30 protein-coding genes (1 of these 30 only partly in view) are annotated in these 16,350 nt (G+C 53.9%); 29 read left to right on the top strand and 1 reads right to left on the bottom strand.

Translation table 11 applies throughout. The features are described from left to right. The first annotated feature begins 163 nt into the window (after positions 1 to 163). Both ompR and envZ read left to right on the top strand, forming a co-directional pair. The gene (ompR, locus tag AC1P02_RS03740; protein WP_005319762.1) at positions 164 to 883 is read left to right on the top strand and encodes an osmolarity response regulator transcription factor OmpR; all 720 of its coding nucleotides are present in this window, start codon (positions 164 to 166) and stop codon (positions 881 to 883) included. Beyond that, a complete protein-coding gene (gene envZ / locus AC1P02_RS03735; protein ID WP_485184151.1) occupies positions 880 to 2,190 on the top strand; it encodes a two-component system sensor histidine kinase EnvZ in 1,311 nt (436 codons plus the stop codon). The genes ompR and envZ overlap by 4 nt, the downstream gene beginning before the upstream one ends. A gap of 37 nt (positions 2,191 to 2,227) precedes the next feature. Here envZ and AC1P02_RS03730 read toward each other — a convergent pair whose 3' ends face one another. Next, positions 2,228 to 3,142, bottom strand: a complete 915-nt coding sequence (locus tag AC1P02_RS03730; protein ID WP_485184149.1) for a DMT family transporter — start codon at positions 3,140 to 3,142, stop codon at positions 2,228 to 2,230. 356 nt (positions 3,143 to 3,498) lie between these two features. On the opposite strand from AC1P02_RS03730, the gene rpsJ reads away from it, so the two are divergent. The 27 genes from rpsJ to AC1P02_RS03595 form a co-directional block, all read left to right on the top strand. After that, positions 3,499 to 3,810 carry a 30S ribosomal protein S10 gene (gene rpsJ / locus AC1P02_RS03725; protein WP_005307944.1) on the top strand — a complete coding sequence of 104 codons (312 nt, stop codon included), beginning with the start codon at positions 3,499 to 3,501 and terminating at the stop codon, positions 3,808 to 3,810. A gap of 22 nt (positions 3,811 to 3,832) precedes the next feature. Continuing rightward, positions 3,833 to 4,465 carry a 50S ribosomal protein L3 gene (gene rplC / locus AC1P02_RS03720; protein ID WP_005319753.1) on the top strand — a complete coding sequence of 211 codons (633 nt, stop codon included), beginning with the start codon at positions 3,833 to 3,835 and terminating at the stop codon, positions 4,463 to 4,465. Positions 4,466 to 4,482: 17 nt separating this feature from the next. Then, positions 4,483 to 5,088 carry a 50S ribosomal protein L4 gene (rplD, locus tag AC1P02_RS03715; RefSeq protein ID WP_005319750.1) on the top strand — a complete coding sequence of 202 codons (606 nt, stop codon included), beginning with the start codon at positions 4,483 to 4,485 and terminating at the stop codon, positions 5,086 to 5,088. Further along, entirely contained in the window at positions 5,085 to 5,387 is a 303-nt protein-coding gene (gene rplW, locus AC1P02_RS03710; protein ID WP_005319747.1) for a 50S ribosomal protein L23, read from the top strand. Before rplD ends, rplW begins: the two co-directional genes overlap by 4 nt. A 15-nt stretch (positions 5,388 to 5,402) precedes the next feature. Continuing rightward, complete coding sequence (gene rplB / locus AC1P02_RS03705) at positions 5,403 to 6,224, top strand: 50S ribosomal protein L2 (RefSeq protein WP_005319743.1); 822 nt, start codon at positions 5,403 to 5,405, stop codon at positions 6,222 to 6,224. A 22-nt stretch (positions 6,225 to 6,246) separates the two neighbouring features. After that, complete coding sequence (rpsS, locus tag AC1P02_RS03700) at positions 6,247 to 6,525, top strand: 30S ribosomal protein S19 (RefSeq protein ID WP_005307960.1); 279 nt, start codon at positions 6,247 to 6,249, stop codon at positions 6,523 to 6,525. Between the two features lie 10 nt (positions 6,526 to 6,535). Further along, positions 6,536 to 6,880: a 50S ribosomal protein L22 gene (gene rplV, locus AC1P02_RS03695; RefSeq protein ID WP_005319741.1), complete on the top strand. Its 345-nt coding sequence runs from the start codon at positions 6,536 to 6,538 to the stop codon at positions 6,878 to 6,880. 3 nt (positions 6,881 to 6,883) lie between these two features. Continuing rightward, positions 6,884 to 7,594, top strand: coding sequence for a 30S ribosomal protein S3 (gene rpsC / locus AC1P02_RS03690; protein ID WP_005319740.1), 711 nt, complete (start codon positions 6,884 to 6,886; stop codon positions 7,592 to 7,594). 13 nt (positions 7,595 to 7,607) lie between these two features. After that, positions 7,608 to 8,021, top strand: coding sequence for a 50S ribosomal protein L16 (gene rplP / locus AC1P02_RS03685; RefSeq protein ID WP_005319737.1), 414 nt, complete (start codon positions 7,608 to 7,610; stop codon positions 8,019 to 8,021). After that, positions 8,021 to 8,212 carry a 50S ribosomal protein L29 gene (rpmC, locus tag AC1P02_RS03680; RefSeq protein ID WP_005319733.1) on the top strand — a complete coding sequence of 64 codons (192 nt, stop codon included), beginning with the start codon at positions 8,021 to 8,023 and terminating at the stop codon, positions 8,210 to 8,212. Before rplP ends, rpmC begins: the two co-directional genes overlap by 1 nt. Next, a complete protein-coding gene (gene rpsQ / locus AC1P02_RS03675; RefSeq protein ID WP_005319730.1) occupies positions 8,212 to 8,460 on the top strand; it encodes a 30S ribosomal protein S17 in 249 nt (82 codons plus the stop codon). The genes rpmC and rpsQ overlap by 1 nt, the downstream gene beginning before the upstream one ends. A 147-nt stretch (positions 8,461 to 8,607) precedes the next feature. Next, complete coding sequence (gene rplN, locus AC1P02_RS03670; RefSeq protein ID WP_005307975.1) at positions 8,608 to 8,976, top strand: 50S ribosomal protein L14; 369 nt, start codon at positions 8,608 to 8,610, stop codon at positions 8,974 to 8,976. Between the two features lie 11 nt (positions 8,977 to 8,987). Further along, positions 8,988 to 9,305 carry a 50S ribosomal protein L24 gene (gene rplX / locus AC1P02_RS03665; protein ID WP_005319727.1) on the top strand — a complete coding sequence of 106 codons (318 nt, stop codon included), beginning with the start codon at positions 8,988 to 8,990 and terminating at the stop codon, positions 9,303 to 9,305. 13 nt (positions 9,306 to 9,318) lie between these two features. Then, complete coding sequence (gene rplE, locus AC1P02_RS03660; protein WP_005319725.1) at positions 9,319 to 9,858, top strand: 50S ribosomal protein L5; 540 nt, start codon at positions 9,319 to 9,321, stop codon at positions 9,856 to 9,858. A gap of 10 nt (positions 9,859 to 9,868) precedes the next feature. Further along, entirely contained in the window at positions 9,869 to 10,174 is a 306-nt protein-coding gene (gene rpsN / locus AC1P02_RS03655; protein ID WP_005319722.1) for a 30S ribosomal protein S14, read from the top strand. Positions 10,175 to 10,195: 21 nt separating this feature from the next. Next, the gene (gene rpsH / locus AC1P02_RS03650) at positions 10,196 to 10,588 is read left to right on the top strand and encodes a 30S ribosomal protein S8 (protein ID WP_005307980.1); all 393 of its coding nucleotides are present in this window, start codon (positions 10,196 to 10,198) and stop codon (positions 10,586 to 10,588) included. Positions 10,589 to 10,601: 13 nt separating this feature from the next. Continuing rightward, positions 10,602 to 11,135, top strand: coding sequence for a 50S ribosomal protein L6 (gene rplF / locus AC1P02_RS03645; protein ID WP_005319720.1), 534 nt, complete (start codon positions 10,602 to 10,604; stop codon positions 11,133 to 11,135). Between the two features lie 9 nt (positions 11,136 to 11,144). Next, positions 11,145 to 11,498: a 50S ribosomal protein L18 gene (rplR, locus tag AC1P02_RS03640; RefSeq protein WP_005319717.1), complete on the top strand. Its 354-nt coding sequence runs from the start codon at positions 11,145 to 11,147 to the stop codon at positions 11,496 to 11,498. 14 nt (positions 11,499 to 11,512) lie between these two features. Beyond that, entirely contained in the window at positions 11,513 to 12,013 is a 501-nt protein-coding gene (gene rpsE, locus AC1P02_RS03635; protein ID WP_005319713.1) for a 30S ribosomal protein S5, read from the top strand. 6 nt (positions 12,014 to 12,019) lie between these two features. Beyond that, positions 12,020 to 12,199, top strand: coding sequence for a 50S ribosomal protein L30 (gene rpmD, locus AC1P02_RS03630; RefSeq protein ID WP_005307985.1), 180 nt, complete (start codon positions 12,020 to 12,022; stop codon positions 12,197 to 12,199). Positions 12,200 to 12,201: 2 nt separating this feature from the next. Continuing rightward, a complete protein-coding gene (gene rplO, locus AC1P02_RS03625) occupies positions 12,202 to 12,639 on the top strand; it encodes a 50S ribosomal protein L15 (protein ID WP_005319708.1) in 438 nt (145 codons plus the stop codon). Positions 12,640 to 12,647: 8 nt separating this feature from the next. Further along, positions 12,648 to 13,976: a preprotein translocase subunit SecY gene (secY, locus tag AC1P02_RS03620; RefSeq protein ID WP_005307989.1), complete on the top strand. Its 1,329-nt coding sequence runs from the start codon at positions 12,648 to 12,650 to the stop codon at positions 13,974 to 13,976. A 27-nt stretch (positions 13,977 to 14,003) separates the two neighbouring features. Next, positions 14,004 to 14,117, top strand: a complete 114-nt coding sequence (gene rpmJ, locus AC1P02_RS03615; RefSeq protein ID WP_005319705.1) for a 50S ribosomal protein L36 — start codon at positions 14,004 to 14,006, stop codon at positions 14,115 to 14,117. Positions 14,118 to 14,256: 139 nt separating this feature from the next. Then, positions 14,257 to 14,613 (top strand): 30S ribosomal protein S13, encoded by a 357-nt coding sequence (gene rpsM / locus AC1P02_RS03610; RefSeq protein WP_005307991.1) that lies wholly within the window; start codon positions 14,257 to 14,259, stop codon positions 14,611 to 14,613. A gap of 14 nt (positions 14,614 to 14,627) precedes the next feature. Continuing rightward, the gene (gene rpsK / locus AC1P02_RS03605; RefSeq protein ID WP_005319702.1) at positions 14,628 to 15,017 is read left to right on the top strand and encodes a 30S ribosomal protein S11; all 390 of its coding nucleotides are present in this window, start codon (positions 14,628 to 14,630) and stop codon (positions 15,015 to 15,017) included. A gap of 39 nt (positions 15,018 to 15,056) precedes the next feature. Continuing rightward, complete coding sequence (rpsD, locus tag AC1P02_RS03600) at positions 15,057 to 15,677, top strand: 30S ribosomal protein S4 (RefSeq protein ID WP_005319700.1); 621 nt, start codon at positions 15,057 to 15,059, stop codon at positions 15,675 to 15,677. A 25-nt stretch (positions 15,678 to 15,702) separates the two neighbouring features. Continuing rightward, on the top strand, positions 15,703 to 16,350 hold the 5' portion of the coding sequence (locus tag AC1P02_RS03595; RefSeq protein WP_005307997.1) for a DNA-directed RNA polymerase subunit alpha. The gene runs 342 nt beyond the window's last position; the window shows 648 of its 990 coding nt (coding positions 1-648); the start codon lies at positions 15,703 to 15,705; its stop codon lies off the right edge, out of view.

Below are 16,350 nucleotides of genomic sequence, written 5' to 3'. Positions count from 1 at the left end.
GTCGAGCAAAAACTGCGTCGTCATCAGGGGGCAGCATGGTCGACAGGTGCTGACGGCAGAGGGATCAAGGGATGCCATGGGCAATAACCGGTAACATATTTATGCTTTGCCGTTGGGGCCTCGAGCTCTAGTATTGGCAACATATCGAGAGGAGAGGCAAGCAATGAGTCAGCAATACAAGGTTCTGGTCGTCGACGATGATTTGAAATTACGTTCCCTGCTGGAGCGTTATCTGACCGAACAGGGATTCGTTGTTCGGGGCGTCGCCAATGGCGAACAGGCTGACCGCCTGCTGACCCGTGAAAACTTCAGCTTGATGGTACTTGATCTGATGCTGCCGGGGGAGGATGGGCTTTCTATCTGTCGTCGCCTTCGTGAAGCCGGCAACCAGATCCCGGTGCTCATGCTGACCGCCAAGGGGGATGAGGTGGATCGCATCGTCGGGCTCGAGATGGGGGCTGATGACTATCTGCCCAAACCATTCAACCCCCGTGAGCTACTGGCGCGGATCCGTGCCGTGCTGCGCCGGCATACCGTCGAACTGCCTGGCGCGCCTTCGACCGCCGAGAAGATGGTGACCTTCGGCAGCTATCAGCTCAACCTGGCGACCCGGGAGCTCAGCCGTGATGGCGAGCCCGTGGCCCTGACCAGCGGTGAATTTGCGGTGCTCAAGGTGCTGGTCAGCCACCCTCGTGAGCCCCTCTCCCGCGACAAGTTGATGAATCTGGCCAGAGGGCGCGAGTACACGGCGACCGAGCGCAGCATAGACGTGCAGGTCTCCCGCTTGCGCCGCCTGCTGGAGCAGGACCCGGCCCAGCCTCGTTACCTGCAGACCGTCTGGGGCCTGGGTTACGTCTTCGTGCCGGACGGTGATGGCGAATGAAAAAAGTGGGCAGCATGTTTTCTCGCATGCTCTGGTTTTTGGCCGCCGCGCTGGTGGTCTATCAGTTTGTCTCCTATGTCACCTTCTACAACTATCTGCTAGCACCCACCGTCAAGCAGATCAGCCACCTGCTGGCCAATCAGGTCAAGCTCATCTTCCCGGTCGAAAGCAATCAGCTGGCGCTGAGCGAGGATGCCGAAGCGCTGGTCTATGTCGCGACCGGCAGTGACCTCTACACCCAGACGGAGGCCGAACAGCATGGGCTCAACGACTCCAAGCCCTATACCTATCTGGAAGAGAGCATCAGTCGTGAACTGGGTGGCAAGACCAAGGTGCGGGTCGAGATCCAGGATCACTACATCATCTGGATCCAGCCGCCGCAGGCCAATCAGGTGTGGGTGCGTATCCCGCTGACCGAGATCGAAGATGACGATATCGAGCCGCTGATCCTCTACATGAGCGTGCTGCTGGTGGTCACTCTGTTTGCTGCCTGGCGTTTTGCCCGCCAGCTGGTGCGTCCGCTGGAGGATCTGGAGGCCGGCGCCGTAGCCGTGGCGCGCGGCAACTTTCCCGATGCGCTGGGGGAACAGGGGTCGCGGGAGGTACGCCGACTGACCCGGACCTTCAATCATATGTCGAGCTCCATCAAACGCTTGATTGAGGAGCGCAATCTGATGATGGCCGGGGTCTCTCATGACTTGCGCACACCGCTGACCCGCATCCGGCTGGCGACCGAAATGATGTCGTCCGGGGATGAGTATCTCAAGGAGAGCATCAACGCGGACATCGACGAGTCCAACGGCATCATAGATCAGTTCATCGACTACATCCGTCCGGACGAGGGACTGGATACCCAGCAGATCGATCTGACTCAGCTGATCCACGACGTACTGCTGATGCAGACCGATCAGGGATTGGAGGTTGACCTCGAATTGCCGGAAGAGGCGGTGAGAGTGGCCTGCAATCCCATCAGTATTCGCCGTATTCTCAACAACCTGTCAGGCAACTCGCTGCGCTACGGCGCGAGCAGGTTGCACGCCGAGCTCAAAGATGATGGTCACTGGGTGCGGTTACGGCTGTCGGACAATGGTCCCGGCATCCCCGAGCAGGATTATTACCGGGTACTCAAACCCTTCACTCAGGGCAACGAGGCTCGCACCGGCAGTGGCAGTGGCCTGGGATTGGCCATCGTCGCCAAGATCGTCTCCCAGCATCACGGCACCATCCGGCTGGGACGGGCCGAACTGGGGGGCTTGTTGGTCGAGGTCCGGCTTCCCAAGAACCAGCCACTGGAGTGGATGGATTGAGAAAAGGGCGTATCCGTGGATACGCCCTTTTGCATTATCAGGCTTGCGGCTCAGCTCCCTTGCGGTAGCGCTTGCCATATTTCAGCTGCTGGATCAGCAAGGCGACGACGATCAGCCCCAGCCCTATGGGGGTTGCCGGGTGTATTGTCTCGCCGATCAACAGGTTGAGCAGCACCAGGGAGGCAAACGGCGAGATGAAGATGAGGTTGCTTATAGGGGCCGTGTTGGTGGCATGGCGCAAAGCCATCAGCCAGAGCACGAAACCGAAGCCCATCTCGAACAGGCCCACATAGATGGCGCCGACCCAGCCTTGCCAGGCTGTCATGGCGAAATCGGAGAGCAGCCAGGTCGCAGCGACAATGAAAGGAAGGCTGATGATAAAGCCGAGCAACAGGCTGACGATTGGGTCTCCCTGATTGCGGGTGTTGAGGATCCAGTAACTGGCCCAGATAAGCGTCGATACCAGCGCCAGCGCGACCCCGAGCGGGCTGTCGAATTGCAGGCCGAACACATCCCCCTTGGTGGCGATCACCAGGGCACCGAAGTAGCCCAGCACTATGGCCACTCCATCGCGGCGGCGCAGTTTCTGGCCAAGAAAGGGGACGGCCAGCAGACTGAGGGTGATGGCCCAGGTGTAGTTAAGGGTCTGTGCCTGCTGGGCGGGCAGCAGATCATAGGCCTTGAACAGCAGCAGGTAATAGAGGAAGGGGTTCAGCACACCCAGGGTCAGGTAATAGAAAGGTCGGGCCTTGATGTAACTCCGTAGCAGAGGCAGTTTACCCTGTTTGGCGACTATCGCCGTCAGCGTGAGGGTCGAGGTAAAGGCGGCTACAAGCAGCAATTGCACCGGTTCAAAGTAGGTGAGGGAAATCTTGAAGGCGGTGGCGACTGTCGACCAGAGGGCAACGGCGCAGAGTCCATACTGATAGGCTTTTTTTTGATCTTTGAGCATTGGATGTCGTTCCACTGACAGAGGCAGGCGCACAGTCTACCAGCCTGTTTGTAACATTGTCGTTACCCCGAGTTGGCAAGGGGATAAGGTGTCGCCGGCGAGATCCATCTGTCACATAAAACTGCGCACAATCTGTTCGCCCTCCCTTGCGCAAATTTGAAAAATCCGTATAATCCCCTCCGCTTACCCATGAGGTAAGCCAGACGATATGTCTGCTGCTGAGTTGTTCGTTTACGGATGACCAGCCATACAGTCCTCCCGATATGGGGGGAAACGTGAAAAATCACACCTCTGGCGGGAGTAATCTCGGTCGGGCGGTGTTGATTTATGTTCTTTTATCTATTGGAGCTCTGTCAATGCAGAACCAAAGAATCCGTATTCGCCTGAAGGCTTTTGATCATCGCCTGATTGATCAATCCACAGCGGAAATCGTTGAAACTGCAAAGCGCACCGGCGCGCAGGTTCGCGGTCCTATCCCGCTGCCGACTCGCAAAGAGCGCTTCACCGTCCTGATCTCCCCGCACGTCAACAAAGATGCGCGTGATCAGTACGAGATCCGCACTCACAAGCGTCTGGTAGACATCGTTGAACCGACTGACAAGACCGTAGACGCCCTGATGCGTCTGGATCTGGCAGCTGGTGTAGACGTCCAGATCAGCCTGGGTTAATTACGGAAAGAGGTTGATAACAATGACAATCGGTCTTGTAGGTCGCAAAGTGGGTATGACTCGCATCTTCACTGAAGATGGCGTTTCTATCCCGGTGACTGTTATCGAAGTTGAAGCTAACCGTGTAACTCAGGTCAAATCTGTAGAAACCGACGGCTACAACGCTATTCAGGTTACCACTGGCGCCAAGAAAGCCAGCCGTGTGACCAAGCCGGAAGCTGGCCACTTTGCCAAAGCTGGTGTAGAAGCCGGTCGCGGTCTGTGGGAATTCCGCTTGAACAACGGTGAAACTTTCACTGTTGGTAGCGAGCTGAAAGTAGATCTTCTCGCTGACGTTAAGATGGTAGACGTTACCGGCACATCCAAGGGTAAAGGTTTTGCGGGCACTGTAAAGCGCCACAACTTCCGCACCCAGGATATGACCCACGGTAACTCCTTGTCTCACCGCGCTCCGGGTTCTATCGGTCAGAACCAGACTCCGGGTCGTGTATTCAAGGGCAAAAAGATGGCTGGTCACATGGGTGCTGAGCGTGTAACGACTCAGAACCTGGAACTGGTTCGTGTTGACGCTGAACGTAACCTGCTGCTCATCAAAGGTGCAGTCCCAGGTGCAACCAACGGCAACGTGATCGTCAAACCTGCCGTCAAAGCGTAACGTCTGAGGAGATAGTAATGGAATTGGTAATGAAAGACGCCAAGAGCGCTCTTGAAGTTTCCGAGACTACCTTCGGGCGCGAATTCAACGAAGCTCTGGTTCACCAGGTCGTCGTTGCATATGCCGCAGGTGCCCGTCAGGGTACTCGTGCGCAGCTGACTCGCTCTGAAGTGTCTGGTGGCGGCAAAAAGCCGTGGCGTCAGAAGGGTACTGGTCGTGCCCGTGCTGGCTCCATCCGTTCGCCCATTTGGCGTTCCGGTGGTGTGACTTTTGCTGCTAAGCCGCAAGATCACAGCCAAAAAGTAAACAAGAAGATGTACCGCGGCGCTATCCGTAGCATCCTGTCCGAGCTGGTACGTCAAGAGCGCCTGATCGTTGTCGAGAAATTCGGCATCGAAGCGCCGAAGACCAAAGAACTGATCGCCAAGCTGAAAGAGATGGAACTGACTGACGTTCTGATCGTGACAGCTGAAGTCGATGAGAACCTGTTCCTGGCTGCTCGCAACCTGTACAAAGTTGACGTGCGTGATGTTGCCGGTATCGACCCGGTCAGCCTGATCGCTTTCGACAAGGTTCTGATGACTGCTGAAGCAGTTAAGCAAATCGAGGAGATGCTGGCATGATCCGCGAAGAGCGTCTGTTGAAAGTTCTGAAGGCTCCGCATATCTCTGAAAAGAGCACCATGGTCGCCGAGAAGCAGAACACTATCGTGTTCAAAATTGCTGTCGACGCCACCAAGGCGGAAGTCAAAGCTGCAGTTGCGAAACTGTTCGAGGTCGAAGTTGAGACCGTCCGTACCCTGAACATGAAGGGTAAAACCAAGCGCTCAGGTGCACGCGTAGGCCGTCGTTCCGATTGGAAAAAGGCTTATGTGACCCTGAAAGCTGGTCAGGACATCGACTTCATGGGCGCAGCCGAGTAAGAGGAGTTCTGAAAAATGGCAATCGTTAAGTGCAAGCCTACTTCTCCAGGCCGCCGCCACGTCGTTAAGATCGTCAATCAAGAGCTGTACAAGGGTAAGCCCTTTGCCGCTCTGCTGGACAGCAAGAGCAAGTCCGGTGGTCGTAACAACAACGGTCGTATCACCACTCGTCATATCGGTGGTGGTCACAAGCAGCATTACCGTATCGTCGACTTCAAACGTGACAAAGACGGTATCCCGGCCAAAGTAGAACGCCTGGAATACGATCCTAACCGTACCGCTAACATCGCACTGGTGTTGTATGCAGACGGTGAGCGTCGTTACATCCTGGCTCCGAAAGGCCTGAAAGCTGGTGACGCGATCGCTTCTGGTGCTGATGCAGCCATCAAGGTAGGTAACACCCTGCCGATGCGCAACATCCCGGTTGGTTCTACTGTTCACGCCGTTGAGATGAAACCTGGTAAAGGTGCCCAGCTGGCTCGTTCCGCTGGTACTTTCATCCAGATCCTGGCTCGTGAAGGTAACTATGTAACTCTGCGTCTGCGTTCCGGCGAAGTACGTAAAGTTCTGGCCGAGTGCCGCGCCACCATCGGTGAAGTCGGTAACTCCGAGCACATGTTGCGTCAACTGGGTAAAGCCGGTGCCAACCGCTGGCGTGGTATTCGTCCGACCGTTCGCGGTATGGCGATGAACCCGGTCGACCACCCGCACGGTGGTGGTGAGGGTCGTAACAAGGGCATGCAGCCTGTGTCCCCATGGGGCCAGAAGGCTAAAGGCTTCAAGACCCGTAAGAACAAGCGTACCGACAAGTACATCGTACGTCGTCGTAACAAGTAATTGTTAACATAGAGGAATCACCATGCCACGTTCTCTCAAGAAGGGTCCATTTATTGACCTGCACTTGCTGAAGAAGGTAGAGAAAGCGGTGGAAAGCGGGGATAAAAAGCCGGTTAAAACCTGGTCCCGTCGTTCAATGATCATCCCGAACATGATCGGTTTGACCATCGCTGTCCATAATGGTCGTCAGCACGTTCCGGTTTTCGTTACCGAAGAAATGATCGGTCACAAACTGGGTGAATTCGCACCGACTCGTACTTATCGCGGCCATGCTGCTGATAAGAAGGCTAAGAAGCGCTAAGGGATAAATGATGGAAGCTATCGCTAAACACCGTTATGCCCGTACTTCTGCCCAGAAAGCTCGTCTGGTAGCCGATCAAGTACGTGGTCTGTCTGTAGACAAGGCTCTGAATATCCTGACCTTCAGCCCGAAAAAGGCTGCAGTGCTGGTTAAGAAAGTGCTGGAATCTGCCATTGCAAACGCTGAGCACAACGAAGGCGCTGATATCGATGCGCTGCGTGTTGCTACTATCATGGTCGACGAAGGTCCCTCCATGAAGCGCATCCGTCCGCGTGCCAAAGGTCGTGCGGATCGTATCCTCAAGCGTACCGCTCACATCACTGTAGTGGTATCCGACGCTAAGGCTGGGAGATAAGCAATGGGTCAGAAAGTACATCCTAATGGCATTCGCCTGGGTATTACCAAGCCTTGGAATTCTACCTGGTTCGCGAACACCAAAGACTTCGCTGACAACCTGTACAGCGATTTTCAAGTACGCCAGTTCCTGACCAAGGAACTGAAAAATGCGTCCTTGTCCAAGATCACCATCGAGCGTCCGGCCAAGAGCATCCGTGTGACCATTCACACCGCTCGTCCGGGTGTTGTGATCGGTAAGAAAGGCGAAGACGTTGAGAAACTGCGCAAAGCTGTCGCCGTGATTACCGGCGTGCCTGCTCAGATCAACATTTCCGAAGTCCGTAAGCCGGAGCTGGATGGCAAGCTTGTTGCTGACAGCATCACTTCCCAACTGGAACGTCGCGTAATGTTCCGTCGTGCTATGAAGCGCGCCGTACAGAACGCAATGCGCCTGGGTGCCAAGGGCATCAAAGTGGAAGTGTCTGGTCGTCTGGGCGGTGCTGAAATCGCGCGTACCGAATGGTACCGTGAAGGTCGTGTGCCGTTGCACACCCTGCGTGCCGACATCGACTACGCAACTTCTGAAGCCCACACCACTTACGGTGTGATCGGCGTTAAGGTTTGGATCTTCAAGGGCGAAGTTCTGGGTGGTCTGGCTGCAGTCAATGCTGCCGCTGCTCAAGAGCAAGCTCCTGCAAAGCCCAAGCGCGATAACAAACGCCGCGGTAAGTAAGGAGATTCGGTAAATGTTGCAACCAAAGCGTACTAAATTCCGCAAGACCCATAAGGGTCGCAACCGCGGTCTGGCCAACACTGGTAACGAAGTATCCTTCGGTACCTTTGGCCTGAAGGCGACATCTCGTGGTCAATTGACTGCTCGTCAAATCGAAGCAGCCCGTCGTGCCATGACCCGTCACGTTAAGCGTCAAGGCAAGATCTGGATCCGTGTGTTCCCGGACAAGCCCATCACCGAAAAGCCTCTCGAAGTTCGTATGGGTAAAGGTAAGGGCAACGTGGAATATTGGGTCTGCCCGATCCAGCCTGGCAAGGTTCTGTACGAGATGGACGGTGTACCTGAGGCTCTGGCGCGTGAAGCGTTTGCCCTGGCCGCAGCTAAGCTGTCTGTTCAGACCACTTTCGTAATTAAGACGGTGATGTGATGAAAGCCCAAGATCTGCGTCAAAAGAGCGTCGATGAACTGAACCAGGAGCTGCTGGGCCTGCTGCGTGAGCAATTCAACATGCGCATGCAAGCGTCCACTGGCCAGCTGGCTCAGACTCACACTCTGAAACAAGTGCGTCGTGACGTCGCACGTATCAAGACTGTACTGACTGAGAAGGCAGGTGCGTAATGACTGACAAGATCCGTACTCTGCAAGGTCGTGTAATCAGCGACAAGATGGAAAAATCCATCACTGTTGCTATCGAGCGCAAGGTAAAGCACCCGATCTACGGTAAGATCATCAAGCGCACTACCAAGCTGCACGTACATGATGAAAACAACGAGTGTAAAGCTGGCGATCTCGTGGAAATCCGCGAATGCCGCCCGCTGTCCAAGACCAAGTCCTGGACCCTGGTTGCGATCTTAGAAAAGGCCTAATCGGTACTTTGTAGTCCAAACGGCCCCTTAGCGGGGCCGTTTGTTTTTTAGGCTACCTTTTCTCAAAATCATGTGTTATAGTTTCGCGCCTTTTGAAGGCAGCCAGATCCCGAAAGGGATAAGAAGTAAACAAAGCGGAGCACTAAAATGATCCAGATGCAAAGTATGCTGGGTGTAGCCGACAACTCCGGCGCTCGCAGTGTAATGTGTATTAAGGTTCTGGGTGGCTCGCACCGCCGTTATGCCGGCATCGGCGACATCATCAAAGTTTCCATCAAGGAAGCCATTCCTCGCGGTAAAGTGAAGAAAGGTGATGTATATAACGCGGTGGTCGTACGCACCCGTAAAGGCGTTCGTCGTCCGGACGGCTCAGTCATCCGTTTCGACAACAATGCGGCTGTGTTGCTTAACAACAACCAACAGCCAATCGGTACTCGTATTTTTGGCCCGGTGACCCGTGAACTCCGTAATGAGAAGTTCATGAAGATTGTGTCCCTGGCACCCGAAGTACTGTAAGGAGTCGAACGATGGCAGCTAAAATCCGTCGCGAAGACGAAGTGATTGTTCTTACCGGCAAAGACAAGGGCAAGCGTGGCAAAGTCACTCAAGTCCTGGTAACCGAAGGTAAGGTTCTCGTTGAAGGCATCAATCTGGTGAAGAAGCATCAAAAGCCGGTACCCGCACTGGGTCAGGCTGGCGGCATCATCAGCAAAGAAGCCCCAATGGACGTTTCTAACGTAGCGCTGTTCAACTCTGCCGCTGGCAAGGCTGATCGCGTTGGTTTCCGGATTGAAGACGGCAAAAAAGTTCGTTTCTTCAAATCCACCGGCGAACTTGTGAAGTAATTGGAGTTTAACGATGGCGAAACTGCATGATTACTACAAATCCGATGTAGTAAATGAACTGGCCAAACAGTTCGGTTACAAGACTATCATGCAAGTCCCTCGGATCGAGAAAATCACCCTGAACATGGGTGTTGGTGAAGCGATCTCTGACAAAAAGCTGTTGGAAAATGCCGCTGCCGATATGGCTGCCATTTCCGGTCAGAAGCCGCTGATCACCAAAGCTCGCAAATCTGTTGCGGGCTTCAAGATTCGTGAAGGCTACCCGATAGGTTGTAAAGTAACCCTGCGTGGCGAGCGTATGTGGGAGTTCCTGGAACGGCTGATTTGCATCTCCGTACCGCGTATCCGTGACTTCCGTGGCCTGAACGCTAAAGCGTTCGACGGTCGTGGTAACTACTCCATGGGCGTGCGTGAGCAAATCATCTTCCCGGAAATCGACTATGACAAAGTCGATCGCGTCCGTGGTCTGGATATCACCATCACCACTTCCGCGAATACCGATGAAGAAGGCCGTGCTCTGCTGGCTGCCTTTAACTTCCCATTCCGCAAGTAAGGTTAGGGTTATGGCTAAAACATCCATGAAAGCACGTGAAGCAAAGCGTGCGAAGCTGGTAGCCAAGTTCGCCACTAAGCGAACCGAGCTGAAAGCTATCATCGTTGATATGAACGCTTCTGAAGAAGCGCGTTGGGATGCTGTACTGCAACTGCAACAGCTGCCCCGTGATTCCAGTCCGTCCCGCCAGCGTAACCGTTGCAATATTACTGGTCGTCCGCACGGTTTCCTGCGTAAGTTTGGTCTGTCTCGCATCAAGGTGCGTGAGCATGCCATGAAGGGCGAAATTCCGGGCCTGAAGAAGGCTTCTTGGTAACGAATCTCGGGAGTTAGACTTATGAGCATGCAAGATCCGATCGCGGATATGCTGACCCGCATCCGTAACGGTCAGGCGGCGAGCAAAGTTGCGGTTTCCATGCCTTCTTCCAAGCTGAAAGTGGCTATCGCCAAAGTGCTGAAAGAAGAAGGTTACATCGCTGGCTACTCCGTAGCTGGTGATGTGAAGCCGGAACTGGAAATTGAACTGAAATATTTCCAGGGCAAGCCAGTTGTAGAACTGATCCAACGCGTGAGCCGTCCCGGCCTGCGTATTTACAAGCGCACTACTGATCTGCCGAAAGTTATGGGCGGTCTCGGTGTTGCTATCGTGTCCACGTCTAAAGGTGTGATGACCGACCGTGCTGCCCGCAAGGCAAGCATGGGTGGTGAGATCATCTGCTACGTCGCTTAATAGGAGGTCGGAAATGTCTCGCGTTGCTAAGGCACCCGTCACTATTCCTGCTGGCGTAGAGGTGACTCTGAACGGTCAGGAACTGTCCATCAAAGGTGGTAAAGGTTCTCTGGTTCGTTCCATCCACGCCGGTGTAGAAGTGACCAAAGAAGACAATGTACTGAAGTTCGCCCCGCGCGACGGCATCGCTGGTGCTGACGCTCAGGCCGGTACTGCACGTGCATTGGCTAACAACATGGTAATCGGTGTTACCCAAGGCTTCGAGCGTAAGCTGCAGCTGGTTGGTGTAGGTTATAAAGCCTCCATCAAGGGCAATGCTGTCGCGCTGGCCCTGGGCTTCTCTCACCCGGTAGAGCATGCGCTGCCGGCTGGTGTCACCGCTGAATGCCCGACCGCTACAGAGATCGTTCTGCGTGGTGTGGACAAGCAGCTGGTTGGCCAGGTCGCCGCCGATATCCGTTCTTACCGCGCTCCGGAGCCCTACAAGGGCAAGGGTGTACGCTATGCCAACGAGCAAGTGCGTACTAAAGAAGCTAAGAAGAAGTAAGGTAACACTATGGACAAGAAAGCAGCTCGTCTCCGTCGTGCTACTCGTGCTCGGAAGAAGATGCAGGAACTGGGAGCTACCCGTCTGGTTGTTCACCGTACCCCGCGTCATATCTACGCGCAGGTTATCGCAGCCAACGGTTCCGAAGTTCTGGCCTCTGCTTCTACAGTAGAGAAAGCCATCAGTGAAGCTCTTAAATACTCCGGTAATGCTGATGCAGCTACCGCAGTAGGTAAAGCAATCGCTGAGCGTGCTATTGCCAAAGGCGTTCAGAACGTATCTTTCGATCGTTCCGGTTTCAAGTATCACGGTCGTGTAGCCGCTCTGGCTACCGCTGCTCGTGACGCTGGTCTTCAGTTCTAAGCTAGGAGTCGAAGATGGCTAAAGTCGAATCTCAAGCCGGCGAACTGCAAGAAAAGCTGATTGCAGTAAACCGTGTTTCGAAAACTGTTAAAGGTGGTCGTATCATGTCCTTCACCGCGTTGACCGTGGTGGGTGATGGTAACGGCCGTGTAGGTTACGGTTACGGTAAGGCCCGTGAAGTTCCGGCCGCTATTCAAAAAGCGATGGAACAGGCTAAGCGTAACCTGAGCAAGGTAGAACTGAACAATGGCACTCTGCACCATCCGGTGCGCGGTGTTCACTCCGGTTCCTCCGTGTTCATGAAGCCGGCCTCACAAGGTACTGGTATCATTGCAGGCGGCGCCATGCGTGCTGTTCTGGAAGTTGCTGGTATTCACAACGTGCTGGCTAAGACCTACGGTTCCACCAACCCAATCAACGTTGTTCGCGCAACTGTAGACGCTCTGGTACAGGGTCAATCCCCGGCCCAGATCGCTGCCAAGCGTGGTCTGCGCGTTGAAGAAATTCTGGGGTAATGCGACATGGCTAACACTGTAAAAGTAACTCAAACTCGCAGCTCTATCGGCCGTCTGCCAAAGCACAAGGCGACTCTGCGTGGTCTGGGTCTGCGTCGCATTGGTCACACCGTTGAGCTGGAAGATACTCCCTGCGTACGCGGTATGATCAACCAGGTTTATTACATGGTTAAGGTGGAGGGCTAAGCATGCGTCTGAATACTCTGTCTCCGGCCGCTGGTTCCAAGCCTGAAAAACAACGTCGTGGTCGTGGTATCGGCTCCGGCCTGGGCAAGACTGGTGGTCGTGGTGTGAAAGGTCAAACCTCTCGTTCCGGTGGCGGTAAAGTCCGCGCTGGTTTCGAAGGCGGCCAGATGCCTTTGAAAATCCGTCTGCCGAAGTTCGGTTTCTTCTCTCGCAAATCTTTGGTTTCTGCCGAAGTGCGTCTGAACGAAATCGCCATGGTAGAAGGTGATGTGGTCGATTTGAGCACTCTGAAGCAAGCCGGTGTTGTTACCAAGAACATCGTTTTCGCTAAAGTTGTTCTGTCTGGCAACATTGACCGTGCTGTGACCGTTCGTGGTGTGTCCGTCACCAAAGGTGCACGTGCAGCCATCGAGGCCGCTGGCGGTAAAATCGAGGAATAATCAGTACAATGGCTAAGAAACCAGGATTGGATGTTAAAGCACAGGGTGGTCTGAGTGAATTGAAGAGCCGTCTGCTCTTCGTTCTCGGGGCGATTATCGTTTTCCGTGCAGGCTCTTATGTGCCGATTCCTGGTATTGACGCCGCCGTACTGGCCGAGTTGTTCCAACAACAGAAGGGCACCATCATTGAGATGTTCAACATGTTCAGTGGTGGTGCACTCTCGCGTGCTTCTATTCTTGCGCTGGGGATCATGCCGTACATTTCGGCATCGATCATTATCCAGCTACTGACTGTGGTTCACCCCGCTCTTGCTGAACTCAAGAAAGAAGGTGAATCTGGCCGTCGCAAGATTAGCCAATATACCCGTTGGGGCACGCTGGTTTTGGGAACTTTCCAGGCCATTGGTATTGCAACCGGTCTGCCGAATATGATGCAAGGACTCGTGACACATCCGGGTTTGGGCTTCTATTTCACGGCCGTTGTGAGTCTGGTCACCGGTACCATGTTCTTGATGTGGTTGGGTGAGCAGATTACCGAGCGTGGGATCGGTAATGGTATCTCGTTGATTATTTTCACGGGTATTGTTGCTGGTTTGCCGCATGCCATTGGTGCTACGGCCGAACAGGCACGTCAAGGGGAATTGCACATCCTGCTGTTGTTGTTGCTGGGCTTGATTGTTTTCGCAGTGACTTACTTTGTGGTGTTCGTGGAACGTGGTCAACGTCGTATCGTCGTTAACTACGCCAAGCGTCAACAAGGCCGCCAGGTATTCGCAGCGCAAAGCACACACCTGCCATTGAAAGTGAATATGGCCGGTGTGATTCCTGCGATTTTCGCATCCAGCATCATCCTCTTCCCAGGGACCATCACCTCTTGGTTTGGTCAGGGCGAGGGCAAGGTCGCTGATATCCTGCAACAGGTCTCTATGGTCCTGCAGCCGGGTCAGCCCTTGTATGAGATGCTCTATGCAGCAGCCATTATCTTCTTCTGTTTCTTCTATACCGCGCTGGTGTTCAACCCCCGCGAGACAGCAGACAACTTGAAGAAGAGTGGAGCCTTTATCCCGGGGATCCGCCCGGGCGAGCAGACAGCACGTTACATCGATAAGGTTATGACTCGCCTGACATTGGCAGGTGCGCTCTATATAACCTTTATCTGTCTGGTACCCCAGTTCTTGATGACTGCCTGGAACGTACAGTTCTACTTCGGTGGCACCTCGCTGCTGATTATCGTGGTAGTTATCATGGACTTCATGGCTCAGGTACAAACCCATATGATGTCTCATCAATATGGCGACGTCCTGAGGAAGGCCAACCTGAAGGGCTACGGCCGCTAAAGGTCGGCGTAGTTACGGAGTTAAGCAATGAAAGTTCGTGCTTCCGTTAAGGCAATCTGCCGTAACTGCAAAATCATCAAGCGTCACGGTGTGGTGCGTGTGATTTGCAGCGAGCCAAAGCATAAACAGCGCCAAGGCTAATTTTTTACGGTTAGTACTTGCAACAAATAGTTGTGCTGGCTAATATAGCCAGCCAACTTTTGTTGTGTATTGGTTGACCGCCACGTATCCGCTCACGGGCTTTGTGGTGGTCGTAATCTACTATATGTAGGAGTGAATAGTGGCCCGTATCGCTGGCATTAACATTCCTGACCATAAGCATGCAGTCATTGCTTTGACTGCGATTTATGGCGTCGGTCGTACCCGCTCCAAGGCCATCTGTGCCGCAGCCGGTATCGCTGAGAATGTGAAAATTAAAGACCTGGACGAAGCTCAGATCGAGAGTCTGCGTGAACAAGTAGGTAAATTCACCGTTGAAGGTGACCTGCGTCGTCAGATATCCATGAACATCAAGCGATTGATGGATCTGGGTTGCTACCGTGGTTTGCGTCACCGTCGTAGCCTGCCTGTTCGTGGTCAACGTACCAAGACCAACGCTCGTACCCGTAAGGGTCCGCGCAAGGCTATCAAGAAGTAACGGGAAGGTAGAAAATGGCTAAAACTCCGACTCGTGCTCGCAAGCGCGTTAAAAAGCAAGTGAGCGACGGTATTGCGCACGTTCATGCATCTTTCAACAACACAATCGTGACCATTACTGACCGTCAGGGCAATGCTCTGTCATGGGCTACCTCCGGTGGTTCAGGTTTCCGTGGTTCCCGTAAGTCCACTCCGTTTGCTGCCCAGGTAGCTGCTGAGCGTGCTGGTGAGATCGCCAAAGAATACGGCGTGAAGAACCTGGAAGTCATGGTCAAAGGTCCGGGTCCCGGTCGTGAGTCTTCCATCCGCGCTCTGAACGCGGCTGGTTTCCGCATCACTAATATTACTGATGTGACTCCGATCCCGCACAACGGTTGTCGTCCTCCCAAGAAGCGCCGCGTATAACGCTGTTGCAACTTGGTCTAGGATTGTTGGAGAAAGAAGATGGCAAGATATATCGGTCCTAAGCTTAAGCTTAGCCGTCGTGAGGGCACCGACCTCTTCCTGAAGTCTGGTGTTCGTGCGATTGATTCTAAGTGCAAGATTGACACCGCCCCTGGTCAGCACGGTGCGCGTAAAGCGCGTCTGTCCGACTACGGTGTTCAGCTGCGCGAGAAACAAAAAGTTCGTCGTATCTACGGCGTATTGGAAAAACAGTTCCGCAACTACTACCGCGACGCTGCCCGTCAAAAGGGTAACACCGGTGAGAACCTGTTGCAGCTGCTGGAAGGTCGTTTGGACAACGTTGTTTACCGTATGGGCTTCGGCGCTACCCGTGCTGAATCTCGTCAGCTGGTGAGCCATAAGGCCATCATGGTAAATGGTCGCGTTGTGAATATTCCTTCTTTCCAGGTTTCCCCTGAGGACGTGGTCTGCGTTCGTGAGAAGGCTAAGAAGCAAGCGCGTATCAAAGCATCCCTCGAGGTTGCTGGTCAGCGCGAGAAGCCGACTTGGGTAGAGGTTGACACCGCTAAAATGGAAGGTGCTTTCAAGCGTCTGCCAGAGCGTTCCGACCTGTCTGCCGACATTAACGAACAGCTGATCGTCGAGCTTTACTCCAAGTAAAGCTAGCTTCTAAAGAGAGGACACAATGCTGGGTTCTGTAACAGATTTTCTTAAACCGCGGCTAGTTGACATCGAGCAAGTTAGCCCGACTCATGCGAAAGTGACTCTTGAGCCACTTGAGCGTGGTTTTGGTCACACGCTGGGTAATGCCCTGCGTCGTATTTTGCTGTCATCTATGCCCGGTTGTGCAGTTACTGAAGTCGAAATTGACGGGGTACTGCATGAGTACAGCAGCAAAGAAGGTGTGCAGGAAGACATTCTTGAAATTCTGCTCAACCTGAAAGGTATCGCTGTGAAGCTGGAAGGCAAGGACGAGGTAACTCTGTCCCTGACCAAGTCTGGAACAGGCCCCGTTACCGCTGGTGATATCACTCACGGTGATGAAGTCGAGATCGTAAACCCGGAGCACGTAATCTGCCACCTGACCGGTGCCAATGCTGAAATCAGCATGCGCCTGAAAGTTCAGCGCGGTCGTGGTTATGTGCCTGCTTCTGCTCGTGTTCACAACGATGATGAAGAGCGTCCGATTGGTCGCCTGCTGCTGGACTCCGCGTTCAGCCCCATCGTTCGTATTGCCTACAATGTTGAGGCAGCACGTGTGGAACAGCGTACCGACTTGGACAAGCTGGTCATCGACATGGAGACCAATGGTACTCTGGATCCCGAAGAAGCC

This window comes from Aeromonas sp. TS_SC_11 (genome assembly GCF_057318915.1).
This window is presented reverse-complemented; position numbering and strand designations above follow the sequence as displayed.